General features: G+C 60.8%; 12 protein-coding genes. 7 read left to right on the top strand and 5 right to left on the bottom strand.

Annotated features, from left to right (window positions below):
• Positions 1 to 38: 38 nt before the first annotated feature.
• From ACQ4V8_RS15320 to ACQ4V8_RS15295, 6 genes are all read left to right on the top strand, one after another.
• The gene (locus ACQ4V8_RS15320; RefSeq protein WP_436571758.1) at positions 39 to 2735 is read left to right on the top strand and encodes a bifunctional acetate--CoA ligase family protein/GNAT family N-acetyltransferase; all 2697 of its coding nucleotides are present in this window, start codon (positions 39 to 41) and stop codon (positions 2733 to 2735) included.
• Positions 2736 to 2906: 171 nt separating this feature from the next.
• Positions 2907 to 3524, top strand: coding sequence for a hemerythrin domain-containing protein (locus ACQ4V8_RS15315; protein ID WP_070347009.1), 618 nt, complete (start codon positions 2907 to 2909; stop codon positions 3522 to 3524).
• Between the two features lie 178 nt (positions 3525 to 3702).
• Positions 3703 to 6282, top strand: coding sequence for a DUF349 domain-containing protein (locus ACQ4V8_RS15310; RefSeq protein WP_436571757.1), 2580 nt, complete (start codon positions 3703 to 3705; stop codon positions 6280 to 6282).
• Between the two features lie 2 nt (positions 6283 to 6284).
• Positions 6285 to 6752, top strand: a complete 468-nt coding sequence (gene moaE / locus ACQ4V8_RS15305) for a molybdopterin synthase catalytic subunit MoaE (RefSeq protein ID WP_029496299.1) — start codon at positions 6285 to 6287, stop codon at positions 6750 to 6752.
• Between the two features lie 121 nt (positions 6753 to 6873).
• On the top strand, positions 6874 to 9480 hold the full coding sequence (clpB, locus tag ACQ4V8_RS15300; protein ID WP_010396775.1) for an ATP-dependent chaperone ClpB: 2607 nt from the start codon (positions 6874 to 6876) through the stop codon (positions 9478 to 9480).
• A gap of 166 nt (positions 9481 to 9646) precedes the next feature.
• Complete coding sequence (locus tag ACQ4V8_RS15295; RefSeq protein WP_010396777.1) at positions 9647 to 10768, top strand: polyamine ABC transporter substrate-binding protein; 1122 nt, start codon at positions 9647 to 9649, stop codon at positions 10766 to 10768.
• A 47-nt stretch (positions 10769 to 10815) separates the two neighbouring features.
• On the opposite strand, the gene ACQ4V8_RS15290 is transcribed toward ACQ4V8_RS15295, so the two are convergent.
• Entirely contained in the window at positions 10816 to 13680 is a 2865-nt protein-coding gene (locus tag ACQ4V8_RS15290) for a hybrid sensor histidine kinase/response regulator (RefSeq protein ID WP_436571756.1), read from the bottom strand.
• Positions 13681 to 13835: 155 nt separating this feature from the next.
• On the opposite strand from ACQ4V8_RS15290, the gene ACQ4V8_RS15285 reads away from it, so the two are divergent.
• Positions 13836 to 14270, top strand: coding sequence for a response regulator (locus ACQ4V8_RS15285; protein WP_436571755.1), 435 nt, complete (start codon positions 13836 to 13838; stop codon positions 14268 to 14270).
• A gap of 18 nt (positions 14271 to 14288) precedes the next feature.
• On the opposite strand, the gene ACQ4V8_RS15280 is transcribed toward ACQ4V8_RS15285, so the two are convergent.
• From ACQ4V8_RS15280 to ACQ4V8_RS15265, 4 genes are read right to left on the bottom strand one after another with little or no spacing between them, the layout of a single operon-like run.
• Positions 14289 to 15332 carry a protein-glutamate methylesterase/protein-glutamine glutaminase gene (locus tag ACQ4V8_RS15280; RefSeq protein ID WP_010396784.1) on the bottom strand — a complete coding sequence of 348 codons (1044 nt, stop codon included), beginning with the start codon at positions 15330 to 15332 and terminating at the stop codon, positions 14289 to 14291.
• Complete coding sequence (locus ACQ4V8_RS15275; RefSeq protein WP_436571754.1) at positions 15329 to 15838, bottom strand: chemotaxis protein CheD; 510 nt, start codon at positions 15836 to 15838, stop codon at positions 15329 to 15331. The genes ACQ4V8_RS15280 and ACQ4V8_RS15275 overlap by 4 nt, the downstream gene beginning before the upstream one ends.
• On the bottom strand, positions 15835 to 16707 hold the full coding sequence (locus tag ACQ4V8_RS15270) for a CheR family methyltransferase (protein WP_436571753.1): 873 nt from the start codon (positions 16705 to 16707) through the stop codon (positions 15835 to 15837). The genes ACQ4V8_RS15275 and ACQ4V8_RS15270 overlap by 4 nt, the downstream gene beginning before the upstream one ends.
• Positions 16704 to 17225 (bottom strand): chemotaxis protein CheW, encoded by a 522-nt coding sequence (locus ACQ4V8_RS15265; protein WP_010396790.1) that lies wholly within the window; start codon positions 17223 to 17225, stop codon positions 16704 to 16706. Before ACQ4V8_RS15265 ends, ACQ4V8_RS15270 begins: the two co-directional genes overlap by 4 nt.
• Positions 17226 to 17239: the final 14 nt, after the last annotated feature.

Here is a 17239-nt window from a genome sequence, read left to right as displayed (position 1 = left end):
ACTGGTGTCGCCGCTCCGGCAATCCATGAGGCCAGAACATGAGTATGCGTAATCTCGACAAGCTGTTCAAGCCGACCTCGGTGGCCCTGATCGGTGCCACGGCGCGCGAACGTAAGCTGGGCGCCATCGCGCTGGCCAACCTGCTGGGCGCGGCGGGGCCGGGGACGCAATTGAACGGTACAAAATTCAGCGGAAATATCTGGCCCGTCAATCCCAAGTATGACGCGTTGATGGGCCTGAAATGCTACCGCAATCTGGCGCAGCTGCCGAAAGCGCCGGACCTGGCCATCATCTGCACGCCGCCCGCCACCATCACGGCGCTGATCCGCGAACTGGGCGCGCTGGGCACGCGTGCCGCCATCGTCATGACGTCCGGCCTCGACCCGGTGCGCGAGCAGTCGCTGCGCCTGGCCATGCTGAAAGCAGCCAAGCCGCATCTGCTACGCATCCTGGGGCCCAACAGCATGGGGCTGCTCGTGCTCAAGCTGGGCCTGAACGCCAGCTTTGCCCATCTGGGCGCTTCCAGCGGCAAGATCGCCTTCGTGTCGCAGTCGGGCGCGCTGGTGTCGGGCGTGCTCGATTGGGCCAATGCGCACGGCGTGGGCTTTTCCAAGTTTATTTCGCTCGGCGGCAGCTACGACATCGATTTCGGCGACCTGCTCGACTATCTGGCTGGCGACATCGACACGGCTGCCATCTTGCTCTATATGGAAGACATCCAGGCGGCGCGCAAATTCATGTCGGCCGCGCGGGCGGCCGCGCGCAGCAAACCCGTCATCGTCTTGAAAGCGGGACGCGAGGCCGAAGGCGCTGCCGTGGCGGCCTGGCACACGGGCGCGCTGGCCGGTTCCGACGCCGTGTATGACGCGGCCATCCGCCGCGCCGGCATGCTGCGCGTGTATTCGGCCGAGGAACTGTTCGACGCCGTGGAAACGCTCACGCATATCCGCTCACAGCGTGGCGAGCGCCTGGCGATCTTGTGCAACGGCGGTGGCCTGGGCGTGATGGCTACCGATGCGCTGGTGGGCAGCGGCGGCAAGCTGGCCGATTTGTCGCCCGATACGGTGATCGCGCTGGAAAAGGCCCTGCCACGGGGCTGGTCGCACGACAATCCCGTGGGCTTGCCCGGCGACGCGCCGGTGCAGCGTTATGTAGACGCCATCAAGCCCCTGCTCGACGAGCCGCAGGCGGACGCCTTGCTGCTGCTGCACGCGCCCACGGCCATGGTCTCGTCGATCGACATCGCCGAAGCTGTCACGCCGCTGATCAAGGCCACTTCGCGCACGGTGCTGTCGTGCCTGTTGGGCGGCACCACCGTGGCGCCCGCGCGCCAGGTCTTCAACCGGGCCGGCATTCCCACCTATGACACGCCGGAAAAAGCCGTGCATGGTTTCATGCAGATCGTGCAGTACCGGCGCAACCAGGAAACCCTGATGCAAGTGCCGGCGCAGCTGCCCATGTCGGCCACGCCGCGCCGCGCCCGCGTGCGCGAAATCGTCGCCGCCGCGCTGGCGGCCGGCCAGACGGTGCTGGGCGAGTGCCGCTCGAAGGAAATCCTGGCCGCCTACGGCATCCCCGTGGCCACTACCCGCATGGCGGCCGACGTGGAAGCGGCGCTGGCGGTAGCGGCGGACATCGGCTATCCGGTGGCGCTGAAGATCCACTCACCCGATATCGGCCACAAATCCGACGTCGGCGGCGTGGCGCTTGACCTTGACACGCCCGACATCTTGCGCACGGCCGCCGCCGCCATGCTCAAGCGCGTGCGCCGCATGCGACCCGATGCGCTGATCGACGGCTTTACGGTGCAGCAGATGGCGCGCCGGCCGCAATCGCATGAACTGATCGTCGGCGTCACCACGGACGCCGCCTTTGGCCCCGTCATCCTGGTGGGGCAGGGCGGCATTGCCGTGGAAGTGACGGCCGACCATGCCATCGGCCTGCCGCCGCTGAACATGGTGCTGGCGCGCGACATGCTGGCGCGCACGCGCGTGTCGAAACTGCTGGCCGGCTACCGTAATCAGCCGCCGGCCGATATCGACGCCGTCTGCTACACCCTGATCCAGGTGGCCGAACTGGTGGCCGACATCGGCGAGCTGGCCGAACTTGATATCAACCCGCTGGTGGCCGACGCTGACGGCGTGATCGCCCTCGATGCGCGCATCCGCCTGCAGCCTGGCCAAAAGAGTGACCGCCTGGCCATCCGCCCGTATCCGCAGGAGCTCGAAGAGCAGGTGACTTGGATGGGGCTATCGATCCTGCTGCGCCCCATCCGCCCCGAGGACGCACCGCAGCACATGGACCTGTTCCACGCGCTGGACCCGGATGATGTGCGCCTGCGCTTTTTCACCTCGATGCGCGAGCTGCCCGTGTCGCAGCTGGCGCGCCTGACGCAGATCGATTACGACCGTGCCATGGCCTTCATCGCCACCCACACGGGCCCCGACGGCAAGCCGGAAACCCTGGGCGTAGTGCGCGCCGTGGCCGATCCGGACAATATCCATGCCGATTTCGCCATCGCCGTGCGCTCGGCCCTGAAAGGCAAGGGCCTGGGCCACATCCTGTTTGAAAAACTGGTCGACTACTTCCGTAGCCGTGGCACGGAAGCGTTGGTGGGCGAGGCCATGGCACGCAATAAGGGCATGCAGCGGCTGGTAAAAAGTTTTGGCGGCGAAGTCACGCCATCGGAAGAGCCAGGCGTGGTCAACCTGCATATCCGATTGCGCGCGCCTTGAAAAAGCGCAGGGGGGGCGCTGCGGGTTTGTGCAGGATCAAATCGGCCGCCGTCGGTAGTCTTTACACTTTCACTTCCAGGATCAGACATCGAGCGCATTTTTGGGAGTGAGTGCATGCTTACGGCAACATATATATTGGTTTCCCTGTCGGTAGAACAGGCAAGCATCCGCATGAGTTTGTTGGCATTGCAAAAATACATGCAGGTGCAGCTGCGCCAGCATAGCCAGCTGAGCCCGGCGCAACTGCAGACCACGGGCGACTGCCTGAACCGGCTGTACCAGGGGGGCTATTGGCGCAAGGTGGAGATGTATCTGATCCCCGCCATTCGCCAAGCTACGCCGCATGCCGATGGATTGCTCAATGGTTTGCTCAATGAGCTCAACGGCTTGAACCATGCGGCGCTGGAAAGCATCAATGTCGTGCAGCACAGTATAGGCAGCGCTCTCGACAGCTCGGAGCAGCAGGCCGAGCAGCTGTGCGCGGCGATCGACACCTTTTGCGCGGCCTTGCTGCAGCGCCTGGAAAAAGAAGAGCGCGAACTATTTACGCTGGCGCGCAAGGTCATCGTCGGCGAAGCGTGGTTTGCCATCGCCCACCAGTTCCTTGCCCATGATGCGCGCTTGCAGGAAGCACGCCGCAGCAAGGCACAAGTGCTGCCTTTTGTTTTGCCCTTGCCTGTGCCGGCAACGGGTGTGCCCGACGCTGCAGCAGCAAGCATGGGCAGCGCCGGCAGCACCGCCGCTGATAGCGTGCCTGGCGTGCCGCAGCCCCTGCGCGCGCGGGCTTGAGCGGGGAGCGAGCGCACACGTCGTCGGCCCCTTAGTGCCGGCTCTGCGCCCCTGATTTTTCGCCGATGCCAGCATGGGAGAAATGTCAAGTTACCCATTTAATAACTTGTGCAGACCTGTTCGATGCAATGTGCCGGGCTTTGCTATGATGGTGCTTTTGATCCACGCGAAACCCGTCATGTTCGAATTTCTTTTCAAGCGTTCTGCCAGCAAGCCTTCCGCACCAGACCCTATCGTGGCAGAACAGGCCGCCGCCTCGGCACAGAGCGCATCGCGCCGCGCCGAACAGGTTGCGCGTGCCCGCGCCGTGGCGGGCGATGAAGCAGCGGCCTTTGAATTTATTGTTTCCAGCGAATTTGCCGATGCCCGCATGATCGCTGCAGAACACATCCATGCCTTGCCGCTGCTGGAAAAAGTCCATCAGGCCATGCGTAACACGGACCGCCGCGTCGCCAAGCTGATGCAGGGTCGCATCGACTTGCTGCGCCACCAGGCGGCAGAAACTCAGCGTGCCCAAGCCAGCATAACCACGGCCCAGCGCCTGTTGCAGGATGATAAGCTGAGTCCCAACCAAGTAGCCGAGCTGGACCGTCAATGGCAAGTCATCAAGGCCACGCCCGAGCTGGCGACTGCCTTTGCCGCTGCGCGTGCCGCGCTGGCGGCGCGCCTGGAAGCGCAAGTGCTATTGCAGCGCGCCGTGATCGACGCCGTCGCCGCCGCGCGCGCTCTTGCCAGCAATGGCCAGGGCGCCGCAGAGCTGGCGCAGACGCTGGCCAACCTGGATGCGCAACATGCGCAGCATGTACTATCGCCCGAGCGCGCTTCGCTGCCAAAACACCTCGAAAACGACTTTGCGCAAGCGCGCGAGCAGGCGCAGTCCGTCTTGCAAGCCTTGCAGCAGCATCAGGCCTTGTTCGACGCGCGCCAGGCCGTGCTGGCGCAATGGCAGGCACAGGATGGCGCCACGCTGGACGCCGATACCTTGAAGCGCGCTTGGCAAGCTCTGCCGCGCCTGCCCGAGTCGCCGCTGTCGGACAGCTTGCAGCAGCAGTTTGCGGCCGTGCTGGCCAGCGCGCCAGCGCCTGTCATTACTGCGCCGGCAGTGGCCGCGCCAGCACTTGCCGAACCTGCGCCGCGCAAGCCGCGCCAGGAGCAGACGTCCGTGGCGAAGGAAGTGACGGAAGCGTTTTTCAAGACGTTAGACGCCATGGAAGCGGCGCTGCAAGACGGTTTGTTGCACGTGGCTTCCGAGCATGACAAGACTTTGCGCGATAGCAAACACGGCCGCCTGACGCCTGCGCAAGCGGACCGCCTGGCGCATGTGCGCGCACAATTCAAGCAATTGGCGGACTGGGCGCGCTGGGGTGGTAACGTGTCGCGCGAAGAGCTGGTCAAGGCGGGCGAGGAATTGCCTGCGCAGCAATTGCCGATGGCCGAACTTGCCAAGAAAGTGGGCAGCTTGCGCGAGCGCTGGAAGTCGCTCGATACCTTGTCCGGCCCCGCGCCTAAATCCCTGTGGGAGCGTTTCGATGTCGCCTGCAGCCTCGCCTATGCGCCGGCGGCCCAGCATTTCAAGCAACTGGCCGAAGAGCGTCATGGCAATGCAGCCAGGGCCCAGGAATTGATCGCGGAAACGGCGGCCCTGGCAGCCGAAGAAAGTACCGACTGGAAACACGTCGCGTCAAGCTCGCAGCGCCTGCGCCAGGCATGGACGCACCTGGGCACCATCGACCGCAAGGAAAAGAAACGCCTCGATGCCGAGTTTGGTGCCGCGCTGGACGCCTTGTCGAAGCCGCTGGACACGCAACGCCAGATCGAGACGGCGCGGCGCGAACAATTGATCGTCGAAGTGGGCTTGCTCAAACCATCGGAGCGTAATACGGTCGACATGCTGAAAGCGTTGCAGGATAAATGGCAGGAACTGGCGAAAGCCTTGCCGCTGGAGCGGCGCGCGGAACAGGCGCTGTGGCAGCGTTTCCGCGCCGCCTGCGACGATATCTTTGCCAAGCGCAAGGAAACGGCGCACGCGGCCGACCACGAACGCCGCGAACACTTGCAGGCGCGCGCAGCCCTGTGCGTCAGTCTGGAAACGGCCGTCGTGCCCGACACCGACGACAAGGCCCGTCGCGCTTTCATCGATCAATTGCTGCGCGAGACGCGTGCCGCCTGGAATGCCACCGGCCCTGTGCCACGCGCCAGCGAAGCGAAGATCGAGCAGCGCTACCAAGCCGCTGTCGCCGGTGTGCAAGCGCAAGCGGACGCCATTGCCGAGCGCGCCGGTGCTGCCCAGGCCAACGCCCTGCGAGACAAGCTGCGCCTGGCGCAGGCATTGGAAACGGCCTTGCTCGAAGGCGATGCCGGCGCCGATGCGGCGCTTTGGGCGCAGCGCTGGAGCGCCTTGCCCGCTCTCGACGCGCAGTATGAACGTAGCCTGCAGCAGCGCTTTGCCGCCGCCCAGGCGGCACTGGGCGAGGGCAGTGCTGCCTACGTGCAGCAATTGCAGGCCAACCAGGAGCGCTTGCGCGCGGAAGTGCTGCGTCTGGAAATTGTCGCCGGCGTCGATAGCGGCGCCGAATTTGCCCGCGACCGCCTGAAAATGCAGGTGGAAGTATTGCAATCGTCGCTCAAATCAGGCCAGAAGCCGTTCACGCAAGCGGCGCAGCTCATGCAGCTGTGTGCGATTGCCGCCACCACCGATGCGCGCACCGCCAGCCGCATCGAAACCTTGCTGCGGCGCATAGGAGGCCAGGTCAAATGAGCATTTCAGTGCGCGTCCAGCAAGCCGATTTTGACCTTGGTCAAGAAATCGCACAATTGCGTGCAGGCAACCCCAAGGTCGGCGCTGTCGTCGGCTTTGTCGGCACGGTGCGCGACATGAACGACGGGCTGGAGGTGGCCGCCATGGAGCTCGAACATTATCCGGGCATGACGGAAAAGGCCATTCTGGCCATCGTGGAACAGGCGCGAGCCCGCTGGCCCGTGTCGGCTGCGCTGGTGATACACCGGGTCGGCCCCTTGCTGCCGCAGGAACAGATCGTGCTCGTGGCCGTCTCGTCGGCCCACCGCGGCGAGGCCTTCGCCGCCTGCGAGTTCATCATCGATTACCTGAAGACGGAAGCGCCGTTCTGGAAGAAGGAAGATACGCCCGAAGGCGCGCGCTGGGTCGATGCGCGCGACAGCGACGCGACGGCGCTGGATAAATGGACGGCACCAGAGAACGCCATGTAAGGCGTATGCATGGCGCACGCCAGCATTTGCAAGAATGCATCAGTTTTCTAGTTTGTGACTGCTTGAAAAGTACGGCCTCACCCCAATTTGCTTAACAACTAATTAACCGGGAGTACTTTTCATGCGACAAGATAAACTCACCACCAAGTTACAGGAAGCCCTGGCCGATGCGCAAAGCCTGGCCGTGGGCAATGACAACCCCTATATCGAACCAGTGCACCTGCTGACGGCCCTGTTGAACCAGGACGACGGCGGTGCCCGCTCGCTCTTGCAGCGGGCCGGCGTCAACGTGGGTGGCCTGTCCAAGGCCCTGGGCGCCTCGCTCGAACGCTTGCCCAAGGTGTCCGGCACGGGCGGCGACGTGCAGGTCAGCCGCGAATTCGTAGCCCTCTTGAACTTGTCCGACAAAGAATCGCAAAAGGCCGGTGATCAGTTCGTTTCCAGTGAAATGGTCTTGCTGGCCATGACGGACGACAAGTCCGACTGCGGCAAGCTGGCGCGCGAAAACGGCCTGACCCGCAAGGCCTTGGCATCGGCCATCGACGCCGTGCGCGGCGGCAACAAGGTCGATTCGCAAGAGGCCGAAGGGCAGCGCGAAGCGCTGAAAAAATACACGCTGGACCTGACGGAGCGGGCGCGCAAGGGCAAGCTCGATCCTGTGATCGGCCGCGACGATGAAATCCGCCGCACCATCCAGATTTTGCAGCGCCGCAGCAAGAACAATCCCGTCTTGATCGGTGAGCCGGGCGTGGGCAAGACGGCCATCGTCGAAGGCCTGGCGCAGCGCATCGTCAACGGCGAAGTGCCCGAGTCCTTGAAAGGCAAGCGCGTACTGTCGCTCGACATGGCCGCCTTGCTGGCTGGTGCGAAATTTCGCGGTGAATTCGAGGAGCGGCTGAAATCCGTGCTGAAGGAATTGGCCATGGATGAAGGGCAAACCATCGTCTTCATCGACGAGATGCACACCATGGTCGGTGCGGGCAAGGCCGAAGGCGCGATGGATGCCGGCAATATGCTCAAACCGGCGCTGGCGCGCGGCGAGCTCCATTGCGTGGGCGCCACCACCCTTGACGAGTACCGCAAGTACATCGAGAAGGATGCCGCGCTGGAACGTCGCTTCCAGAAAGTGCTGGTCGACGAGCCGAGCGTGGAGGCGACGATCGCCATCCTGCGCGGCTTGCAGGATAAGTACGCGCTGCACCACAAGGTGGAAATCACGGATGCGGCCATCATCGCCGCCGCCGAGCTGTCGCACCGCTATATCACGGACCGTTTCCTACCCGACAAGGCGATTGACCTGATCGATGAAGCGGCAGCGAAGATCAAGATCGAGATCGATTCCAAGCCGGAAGTGATGGATAAGCTGGAACGCCGCCTGATCCAGCTCAAGATCGAACGCGAGGCCGTGAAAAAGGAAAAAGACGAAGCTTCCTTGCGCCGCCTGGGCTTGATCGAGGAAGAAATCGTCAAGCTGCAGCGCGAATATAATGATTTCGAGGAAATCCTGAAGGCGGAAAAAGCCGTGGTGCAAGGCAGCACGCACATCAAGGAAGAGATCGAAAACGTCAAGCTGCAAATGGAGCAGGCGACGCGCGAAAGTAATTGGCAGAAAGTATCTGAATTGCAATACGGTAAGTTGCCGCAACTCGAAGCCCAGCTCAAGCAGGCTGACAGCGGCATCCCGAAACGCGATCCCGACCAGCCCAAATTGCTGCGCACGGAAGTGGGCGCCGAGGAAATCGCCGAAGTGGTGTCGCGCGCGACGGGCATACCCGTGTCGCGCATGATGCAAGGCGAGCGCGACAAGCTGCTGCACATCGAAGAGAAGCTGCATGAGCGCGTCGTGGGCCAGGATGAAGCAATCACGGCCGTGGCTGACGCCATCCGCCGCTCGCGCGCCGGCCTCGCCGACCCGAACCGTCCCTATGGATCCTTCATGTTCCTGGGACCGACGGGTGTGGGCAAGACCGAGCTGAGCAAGGCGCTGGCGACCTTCCTGTTCGATACGGAAGAATCGATGATACGCATCGACATGAGCGAGTTCATGGAGAAGCATTCGGTGGCCCGCCTGATCGGCGCGCCGCCCGGCTATGTCGGCTACGACGAGGGCGGCTACCTGACGGAAGCCGTGCGCCGCAAACCGTACAGCGTGATCTTGCTCGACGAAGTGGAAAAGGCGCATGCCGATGTCTTCAATGTGCTGCTGCAAGTGCTCGACGATGGCCGCATGACGGATGGCCAGGGGCGCACGGTGGACTTCAAAAATACCGTCATCATCATGACCTCGAACCTGGGTTCGCATAAAATCCAGGCCATGGAGAGCGATGATCCCGGTGTTGTGAAGCTGGCCGTGATGGCCGAGGTACGCTCGCACTTCCGTCCCGAGTTCGTCAATCGCATCGACGAAATCGTGGTGTTCCATGGCCTCGACGAGAAAAACATCGGCGCGATCGCGAAGATCCAGCTCAAAATTCTCGAAGAACGCCTGGCGCGCATGGACATGCAGCTGAGCTTGACGGACGCGGCCTTGCAGCAAATCGCCGAAGCTGGCTACGATCCGGTGTATGGCGCCCGTCCACTGAAGCGGGCGATCCAGCAGCAGATCGAAAATCCGCTGTCGAAGTTGATCCTGGAAGGCAAGTTTGGCCCGAAAGACGAGATTCGCATCGATGCGCAGCACGGCAACCTGGTGTTTTCGGGTGCGCCAGTGGGGTTGGATAAGGTGTAACGTTGGCCTCAACGGCGAAAGGCTGGGGTCGGACCCTCAGGGTCCGACCCCGGTGTTTGCGGTGGGGGGATTTAGCAGCAATAAGAAGGGCGCGATCAGGCTAGACCTGATCGCGCCCTTCTTGCTATCATCGTGACTATTTTCTGATTCTTCTGGAGGCGGTACGATGGCAAACACATGGCAAGCAGGACGGCGCATCGGCGTGGGATTGACCTTGGCGGCAGCCATGCTGGCATTGCCTGCCCAAGCTCAGGCTCAGGAAGAAAAAGTACTCAACATCTATAACTGGTCGGACTATATCGGCGACGACACGATCAAGAATTTTGAGAAGGAAACCGGCATCAAGGTACGCTACGACGTTTTCGACAATAACGAAATCCTCAACGCGAAACTGGTGGCGGGCAAGTCAGGCTACGACATCGTGGTGCCGACGGCACAGTGGGCGCGCCTGCAGATCGATGCGGGCCTGCTGCGAAAACTCGACAAGAGCAAGCTGACGAACTTGAGTAACCTCGATCCCAGCCTGCAGGCCAAGCTGGCGAAGATCGATCCGAACAACGATTACCTGGTCGACTGGCTGTGGGGTTACACGACGGTGGGCATCAACGTCAACAAGGTCAAGGCTGCCCTGGGCGGCATGGCCATGCCCGACAATGCCTGGGACCTGGTCTTCGACCCGAAATACGCGTCGAAGCTGAAATCGTGCGGCGTGTCCTTTCTCGACTCGCCGTCGGAAGTGCTGCCCGCTGCCCTGCAATACCTGGGCAAGCCTGCCTACTCGAAGTCCAGCGCTGACTACCAGGAAGCGGGCAAGGTGCTGCAAGCCATTCGTCCCTATGTAACGCTGTTCAGTTCGTCCGGCTACATCAATGACATGGCCAACGGCTCAGTGTGCGTAGCGCTGGGCTGGTCGGGCGACATCAATATCGCGCGCCAGCGTGCCATCGACGCGAAAAACGGCAATGTGATCCAGGTGCTGGTGCCGAAGACGGCGGCCCTGATGTTCGACACCATGGCCATTCCCGCCGATGCGCCCCATCCGAACAATGCGCACCTGTTCATCAATTACATCCTGCGCCCGCAAGTGCATGCCAGCCTGAGCAACAAGGTGTTTTACGCGAATCCGAATCCGGCCAGCATCAAGTATGTGCGCAAGGACATCGGCGAAAACAAGGCTATCTTCCTGTCCGATGCCGACAAGCAGCGCATGGCGGCACCAGAAGCGACCACGGCCGATATCCGTCGCCTCATGACGCGCATCTATACGAAGTTCAAAACGGGAGTTTGAGCGGCCATCGCCGGTTTGCCACGTTGACAGATCCTCAATACCGATGCCTAACTACTTAACAGTTGAGCACGTCGAGATGCCAACCACGCGACACCGGCGTGCCGACACGTCACCAATTCTTGGCTGACAATTTCAAACAGCGAATCAAATTTGTCAGTTTCCTCTGCCTTTAGGGCGGACTCGGCGGCGCGGGTCGCCTGTGCAAAACGACTCGCACCCAATGAGCCGAGAGTGCCCCGCATCTCGTGCAGCAAACGACACGCAGCGCTATAGTCTCCGGCAATGCGCGCGCAATCAGCTGTCTCGAAGTCGTTAGCGACCGCTATCAGGATTGTTTCAATTAAGTCAATTGTCGTAACATGAGTAGCTGGATCATCAACGACGAACAAGTAATCGACATCGAATACGCCGTCAAGTGCTGAACCGATTGCTTGCGACACCACCGCTGTTGCCACGCTAGCAGCAGTGGTGGGCAAATAATGCTTGAGCATCGCAAACACAAGGTTAACATCGAATGGCTTGGGGATGATATCGGTCATGCCTGCATCGAGGCACTGTGAACGCTCGGTATCGAGCACGCCTGCGGTCATGGCCAATATTGGAACATCTAGTCCAAGGCACTGGCGTATCGCCACAGTGGCCTGTATCCCATCCATCACCGGCATTTGCACATCCATCAGAACGATCTGGTAGTGCAGAGGTTTTTCCCTCAACATCTCGACCGCTTGCTGACCATTATTGGCGATATCGATGTCGATTCCCGCCCGTCGAAGAATACTACTTGCGACGATTTGGTTCAGCACATTATCCTCCACCAGCAATATACGAGCATCAATGCGATGCTGCATCTTCTGCTGTGTCGATGGTAACGCGGCCTTTGCGCCAATGTCGTGGCAAGTACGCGCTTCGTCCACTGCTTTGCGCAGCGTGGCCGATATGACTGGTTTGGTGAGGAAGGCATCGATACCAACGGCGCCCGCTTGCTCCAGCAAGCGGCGTCCGAAGACATTTGTCATACACACGATCAGCGGAATCTGTGCATCGCATCGCAAGGCCTGAATTTCCCGTAGCAAGGTCACCGTGCCTGTGGTGTCGCTGTTGCCATCGACTAGCACCACTTCGTAATGGCTGTCTTTCTGTGCTGCTGCATGGATGAAATCGAGAGCCTGCTCGGCGCTCACTGACTGCATCATCTTCCATCCGCTTGCCTCGATCATTTCACCTACATATCGGATACTCGCCGCATAGTCGCTGACCAGTAAAACACGAAGACCAGAGCCGTGCGCACTGACTGATGCCGAGGCTGTGGAGCTTGCTTGCCCGAGAGGAGCGACCGGCAACTCCAGCGAGAAGCAGAACTCGCTGCCATGTCCGAATTGACTATTGATCGTTATTTCTCCCCCCATCATTGTTGCAAGCCGATGTGAAATCGATAGCCCCAAACCCGTTCCCCCAAAGCGTCGCGTCGTTGATGAGTCTGCCTGAGTAAATGCCTGGAACAAGCGGCACTGCTGTTCTTCGCTGATACCGATTCCGCTATCGCGTACCCTGAAACGCAAGACGGCGCTCTGGGCACGGCGCTCGATGCAATCGATCAACAGCGATACCTCGCCCACTTGCGTGAACTTGATGGCGTTACTTAGCAGATTGAGCAGCACCTGGTGCATGCGCAGCGGATCGCAAAGATAGGCCGTGGGAACTGCGGGGTCCACGCCGATCAGCAATTCTAGATCCTTGTCGCCGGCGCTGACGCTCATCATCGCCGCCAGTGGCTGTAGTAGATCGCTGAGCAACGTGATCGTCGGCGTCAGCATCATCTGGCCTGCCTCGATTTTCGAAAAATCGAGGATATCGTTGACGATCGCAAGCAAGGACTGTCCCGATGACTCTATCATCTTGAGATAGCTATGCTGGTCATCCGACAGAGTCGTTGTGCTTAACAGGTAGGTCAGCCCGAGCATCGCGTGCAGTGGAGTGCGAATCTCATGACTCATATTGGCCAGAAAGTCGCTTTTGGCGCGGTTCGCTGACTCCGCGTTGTGTTTTGCGACCAGCAATTCCTGGTCGTGGCGTCTGCGCTCGGTGATATCGCGAAAGATGCCTGCAAAGCCCCGATAGCCCGGGCAACTGATCTCACTGACGGACAGTTCCATTGGAAACTGTGTGCCGTCGCGTTGACGCCCGTTTACCTCTCGCACGGTACCGATAAATTTGTCGATGTCATCGGCGATGAACGCACGCAGGTCGCTCCCCTCGCGATGATACGTTTCTGGCATCAGGGCTTGAATATTTTGCCCGATCACCGCCGCAGCGTCGTAGTCGAAAATACGCGATGCCGCCCGATTTATCGTTTCTATATTGCCCTCGCAATCCGTGGTGATGATGCCATCCATGATGTTGTCGATCACCGCCGTCATTCTGGCCTGGCTCAGTAGTGCCGCTCGCCTCGATGCAGCGAGCGAAGTGGCGCCAAGCTCGCCCTCGATCAGATCACCCAAATCCCGTAATGAGGCCACGTCGCTGGGGCTGAAGCGCCGAGGTTTCGTATCGATAACGCACAAGGTGCCCAAGGGGTAGCCGGCAGGGCCCAGCAATGGAATCCCGGCATAGAATCGTAATCCGGGCGGCCCAACGACCAGCGGATTGTCGGCGAAGCGTACATCGAGGTGCGCATCCTCGACCACCAGAGCCTGATCCTCAAGAATCGCATGACCACAGAACGAAATATCGCGCGCCGTCTCGCACACGGAAAGTCCCTGATTCGACTTGAACCATTGACGCTTGGCGTCAACCAAAGAAACCAGCGCGAATTTGACATCAAACAAGCGCATTGCGAGGCGAGTGATGCGATCGAACCGCTCCTCAGGCGCCGTGTCCAGTATGCCCAAGCCATGCAGTTCCAATATACGCATCGCTTCATCAGGATGATCGTCAGGTCTTAGCACAATACTTCCCCGCTAGAGTTAAGTGAGATATCGAAAAACAATACGACAGAAGCAATTTTGTTGCTTTGCGTGCGTTACTGCGGAGACAATATGGCGTATGCTTGGCTTAATATGGAGGCTCCATGAATAGTGTTATCAATTCATTTTCTTCGTTTCAGCAATTGCGCATTCTGATCGTCGATGACGATGAATTCCAGCTTGAAATACTCAGTGACATGCTGCACCAATTGGGCGTTGAGGAAATCACCTTGGCGCGCAGTGGTGTGCAAGCCTTGTCGCTGCTCGATGGAGCCTGTGCCCGGACCGATCTTCTCATCAGCGACCTGCACATGCCCGGCATGGATGGTTTTCAATTCATCGGCAGCGTCGCCGAGCGCGCTTTCCAGGGGGCTCTTCTGCTGATATCTGGCCAGAACAAGCAAGTGCAGCATTCGGCGTCACTGGTGGCACAATTGCAACGCTTCAAGCTGTTGGGTGTATTGGAAAAGCCTGTGACGATGGAGGCGCTCAAATCCGTCTTGCAACAATTGCTGGGCGATGGGCCGACGCTGGTGTGAGCGGAAATCATGGCGGATTCACGCCAGGGCGAATTTCTGAACTTCCTTCGCCATCTGATCTAGCCGAACGATATGCTGCACGGCGCCCAGTCGCTGCGCCTCGCGCGGCATGCCAAATACGACACAGCTTTCCTCATCCTGGGACAGCGTGCGCGCGCCCGCCGCGCGCATGTCGCGCAAGCCGCGCGCGCCGTCGTCACCCATGCCGGTCAGGATAATGCCCAGCGCGTTGCCGCCGGCAGCCCCTGCGACTGACTTGAACAGTACGTCCACCGACGGTTTATGCAGATTGATAGGCGGGCCATCAAGCACTTCCACCAGATAATAGGCGCCGCTGCGAGCCAGTCGCATGTGCTTGCCCCCCGGAGCAATCAGCACCCGGCCAACCAATACACGGTCGCCATCGCTGGCCTCGCGCACATCGACTGCGCATAGACTGTTTAGCCGCGCCGCAAACATCGTTGTAAAGGTGGGCGGCATATGCTGCACGATCACGATGCCGGGGCAGACCGCTGGCAAGCCGGTCAACAGCAATTCCAGGGCTTGGGTGCCGCCGGTAGAGGCGCCGATGGCGACAACTTTATCTGATGTGCGCGCCAGCGCCGGCGCGCACATCGGCACTGGCGGCATGGTCGGCGCACCAGACAGCCTGCGTGGTCTGGTTTGCGCTGCCTGCAATACGTGACGAATCAGCTCCGCCGCCGAATCGGACAAAAAATCTCGCAAGCCCAGCTTGGGCTTGGTCACATAGCCGACGGCACCGGCTGCCATGGCCTGCAGCGTCACCTCGGCGCCGTGTTCACTGAGGGTGGAGCAGATCAACACGGGGGTCGGTTGCTGTTGCATGATCTGGCGCAGGAAAGTCAAGCCATCCATGCGCGGCATCTCCAGGTCCAGCACAATCACGTCAGGCCATTCCAGCGCCATCTGCTGCTGGGCAAGTATGGGGTTGGCTGCGCAGCCGATCACCTGCAGCTGCGCACTTTCTGACAGAATGGCATTCAGTACCTGGCGCACGACAGCCGAATCGTCGACGATCAAGACCTTGATAGCTGGCTTCATAATATGGTGTCGTCCTGATCGCCGTCGATCCAGTCAAACTTGAGCCAAACATCGCCGCTGCCGACATCGAAGTACAGGCGCCGGTAGCCCTCGTCGCCGACATTCTCGGCGTTGACAGCCAGGCCGGCGCTGGCCAGCAGCTGGCGCGCCATCGCCACGTTGCGCGCGCCGATATCCTGCACGTCAGAGGCGCTGTTGAACATGCGCCCGCCGCCGAAGATTTTGGCCGTGCATTCGTGCAGCGGTATGCCATAGCGCGCCAGATCGGCGCGCATCAGTGTGAATGCGCTGCTGCCGTAGCGTCCATCGGCGGTGGACGCCTGCGCCGCCGTCGGCAGGACAAAATGGCAGATGCTGCCGAAGCGATAGCGCGGGTTCCATAGCGTTATTGCCACACAGGAACCGAGCAGGGTACCAAACACCTCGCGCTGGAATCCGCAAGCAAGTTCACCGGGATTGAGAAACACCTCGCGTGCCGCCAGTGCGCTGAAATTGCGTTCGCTCACGAGCGTCGCTCCATCCGGTAGGCGCCCGGGCCGCAGGACACCAGGCCGTCTATGACACCGCTCAGGGTCTCGGCCATGCCGATGAACAGCACGCCGTCCGGGCGTAATGTGTCTAGTAGCTGTGTGACGACCTTGCGCTTGACGGGCGGGTCAAAATAAATCAGCACATTGCGCAGGAAAATGACGTCGAAAGGCACCAGCCGCGGCAACGGTTCGATCAGGTTGATCTGGGCAAATTCCACGCGGTCGCGCAAGGCACTGTCCACCAGCAGCGTGCCTTCATATTGCCCTGTGCCGTACAGGCAATAGCGTTTCAGCAGTGCCGGTGGCATGTCACCGGTGCGGGCCAGCGTATAGTGGCCCTGGCGCGCCGTCTCCAGGACCCGTGTGCTCAAATCCGAGCCGCGCACTTCCCAAGTGGGTGCACGCGCAGTGCGGCTCAGCTCGGCCAGGGTCATTGCGATGGTGTAGACTTCTTCGCCGCTGGAGCAGGCCGCGCTCCAGACCCGGAACGTGCGCTGGCGGTCGGCCTTTTCCGCCAGGGCGGCGAGCATGCTGAAATGCTCTGCCTCTCGGAAAAAATACGTTTCATTGGTGGTGAGCAGGTCAATCGCGATCTGCAGCTCCGCGCCATCGTTACCCGACATCAGCAGCGCAAAGTAGGCACCATAGGTATCGAGTCCGGTCGCCTGCAGCCGTTTGAACAGCCGACTGCAAACCAGCGCTTTTTTGGCCGGCGTCAGCGCGATGCCGGCCTGCTGAAATAGCAGATCGCGGATGGTGGCAAAATCGGTATCGCTGATGCCTGTCGATTCCGCCGGCCTGCCGGCGAGGCCGTGCGCGCGATCCATCAAGGTGTCGGCCGTCATACGTCGCCGGCCTCCGCCGGCACCATCTGGCTCAGTGCGAACGTGCGCGCGGCATGCAAGATGATCACGAAGCCTTCGCTGAGTTTGCCGATGCCTTCGATGAACTCAGAGCGCACCGGTGTACCGAAGGCGGGCGCCGGTTCTATCCGCTCGGCGGCGATGTCGATCACGGCCGCCACGGCGTCGACCATGATGCCGATTTCCAGCGTGTCACCTTCTTCGCTCAGTTCGAGCACGATGATCGACGTGTTTTTCCCCACCACCAGCGCGGGCCGCTTGAACAGCAGCGCTAGGTCGATCACCGGCACCACGGCGCCGCGCAGATTGATGACGCCTCGTACATGGGCTGGCATCAGGGGCACAGTGGCCGGGTGGACATTGCGCAGGATTTCCTTAATTGACTCGATCCCAAGCGCGAACACTACTTCACCCAGAGAAAAGGTCAAATACTGTCTGAGCTCGGTGTGGCCGTCGTCGTCGTCCGGCTGTGCGCTGGCGTTCAATGCTGCAGTGTGCATGAAAGTTCCTTCGC

Source organism: Janthinobacterium paucivorans, assembly GCF_051380805.1.
Taxonomy (GTDB): Bacteria; Pseudomonadota; Gammaproteobacteria; order Burkholderiales; family Burkholderiaceae_D; genus Janthinobacterium; species Janthinobacterium lividum_D.
This window is presented reverse-complemented; position numbering and strand designations above follow the sequence as displayed.

Excerpts from the sequence above, each read along its gene's own strand:
- ACQ4V8_RS15285 (WP_436571755.1), top strand. The coding sequence starts at position 13,836 with ATGAATAGTGTTATCAATTCATTTTCTTCGTTTCAGCAATTGCGCATT.
- ACQ4V8_RS15270 (WP_436571753.1), bottom strand. The coding sequence starts at position 16,707 with ATGACGGCCGACACCTTGATGGATCGCGCGCACGGCCTCGCCGGCAGG.
- ACQ4V8_RS15315 (WP_070347009.1), top strand. The coding sequence starts at position 2,907 with ATGAGTTTGTTGGCATTGCAAAAATACATGCAGGTGCAGCTGCGCCAG.
- ACQ4V8_RS15290 (WP_436571756.1), bottom strand. The coding sequence starts at position 13,680 with ATGCGTATATTGGAACTGCATGGCTTGGGCATACTGGACACGGCGCCT.
- ACQ4V8_RS15280 (WP_010396784.1), bottom strand. The coding sequence starts at position 15,332 with ATGAAGCCAGCTATCAAGGTCTTGATCGTCGACGATTCGGCTGTCGTG.
- clpB (WP_010396775.1), top strand. The coding sequence starts at position 6,874 with ATGCGACAAGATAAACTCACCACCAAGTTACAGGAAGCCCTGGCCGAT.
- ACQ4V8_RS15295 (WP_010396777.1), top strand. The coding sequence starts at position 9,647 with ATGGCAAACACATGGCAAGCAGGACGGCGCATCGGCGTGGGATTGACC.
- ACQ4V8_RS15320 (WP_436571758.1), top strand. The coding sequence starts at position 39 with ATGAGTATGCGTAATCTCGACAAGCTGTTCAAGCCGACCTCGGTGGCC.
- ACQ4V8_RS15265 (WP_010396790.1), bottom strand. The coding sequence starts at position 17,225 with ATGCACACTGCAGCATTGAACGCCAGCGCACAGCCGGACGACGACGAC.
- ACQ4V8_RS15310 (WP_436571757.1), top strand. The coding sequence starts at position 3,703 with ATGTTCGAATTTCTTTTCAAGCGTTCTGCCAGCAAGCCTTCCGCACCA.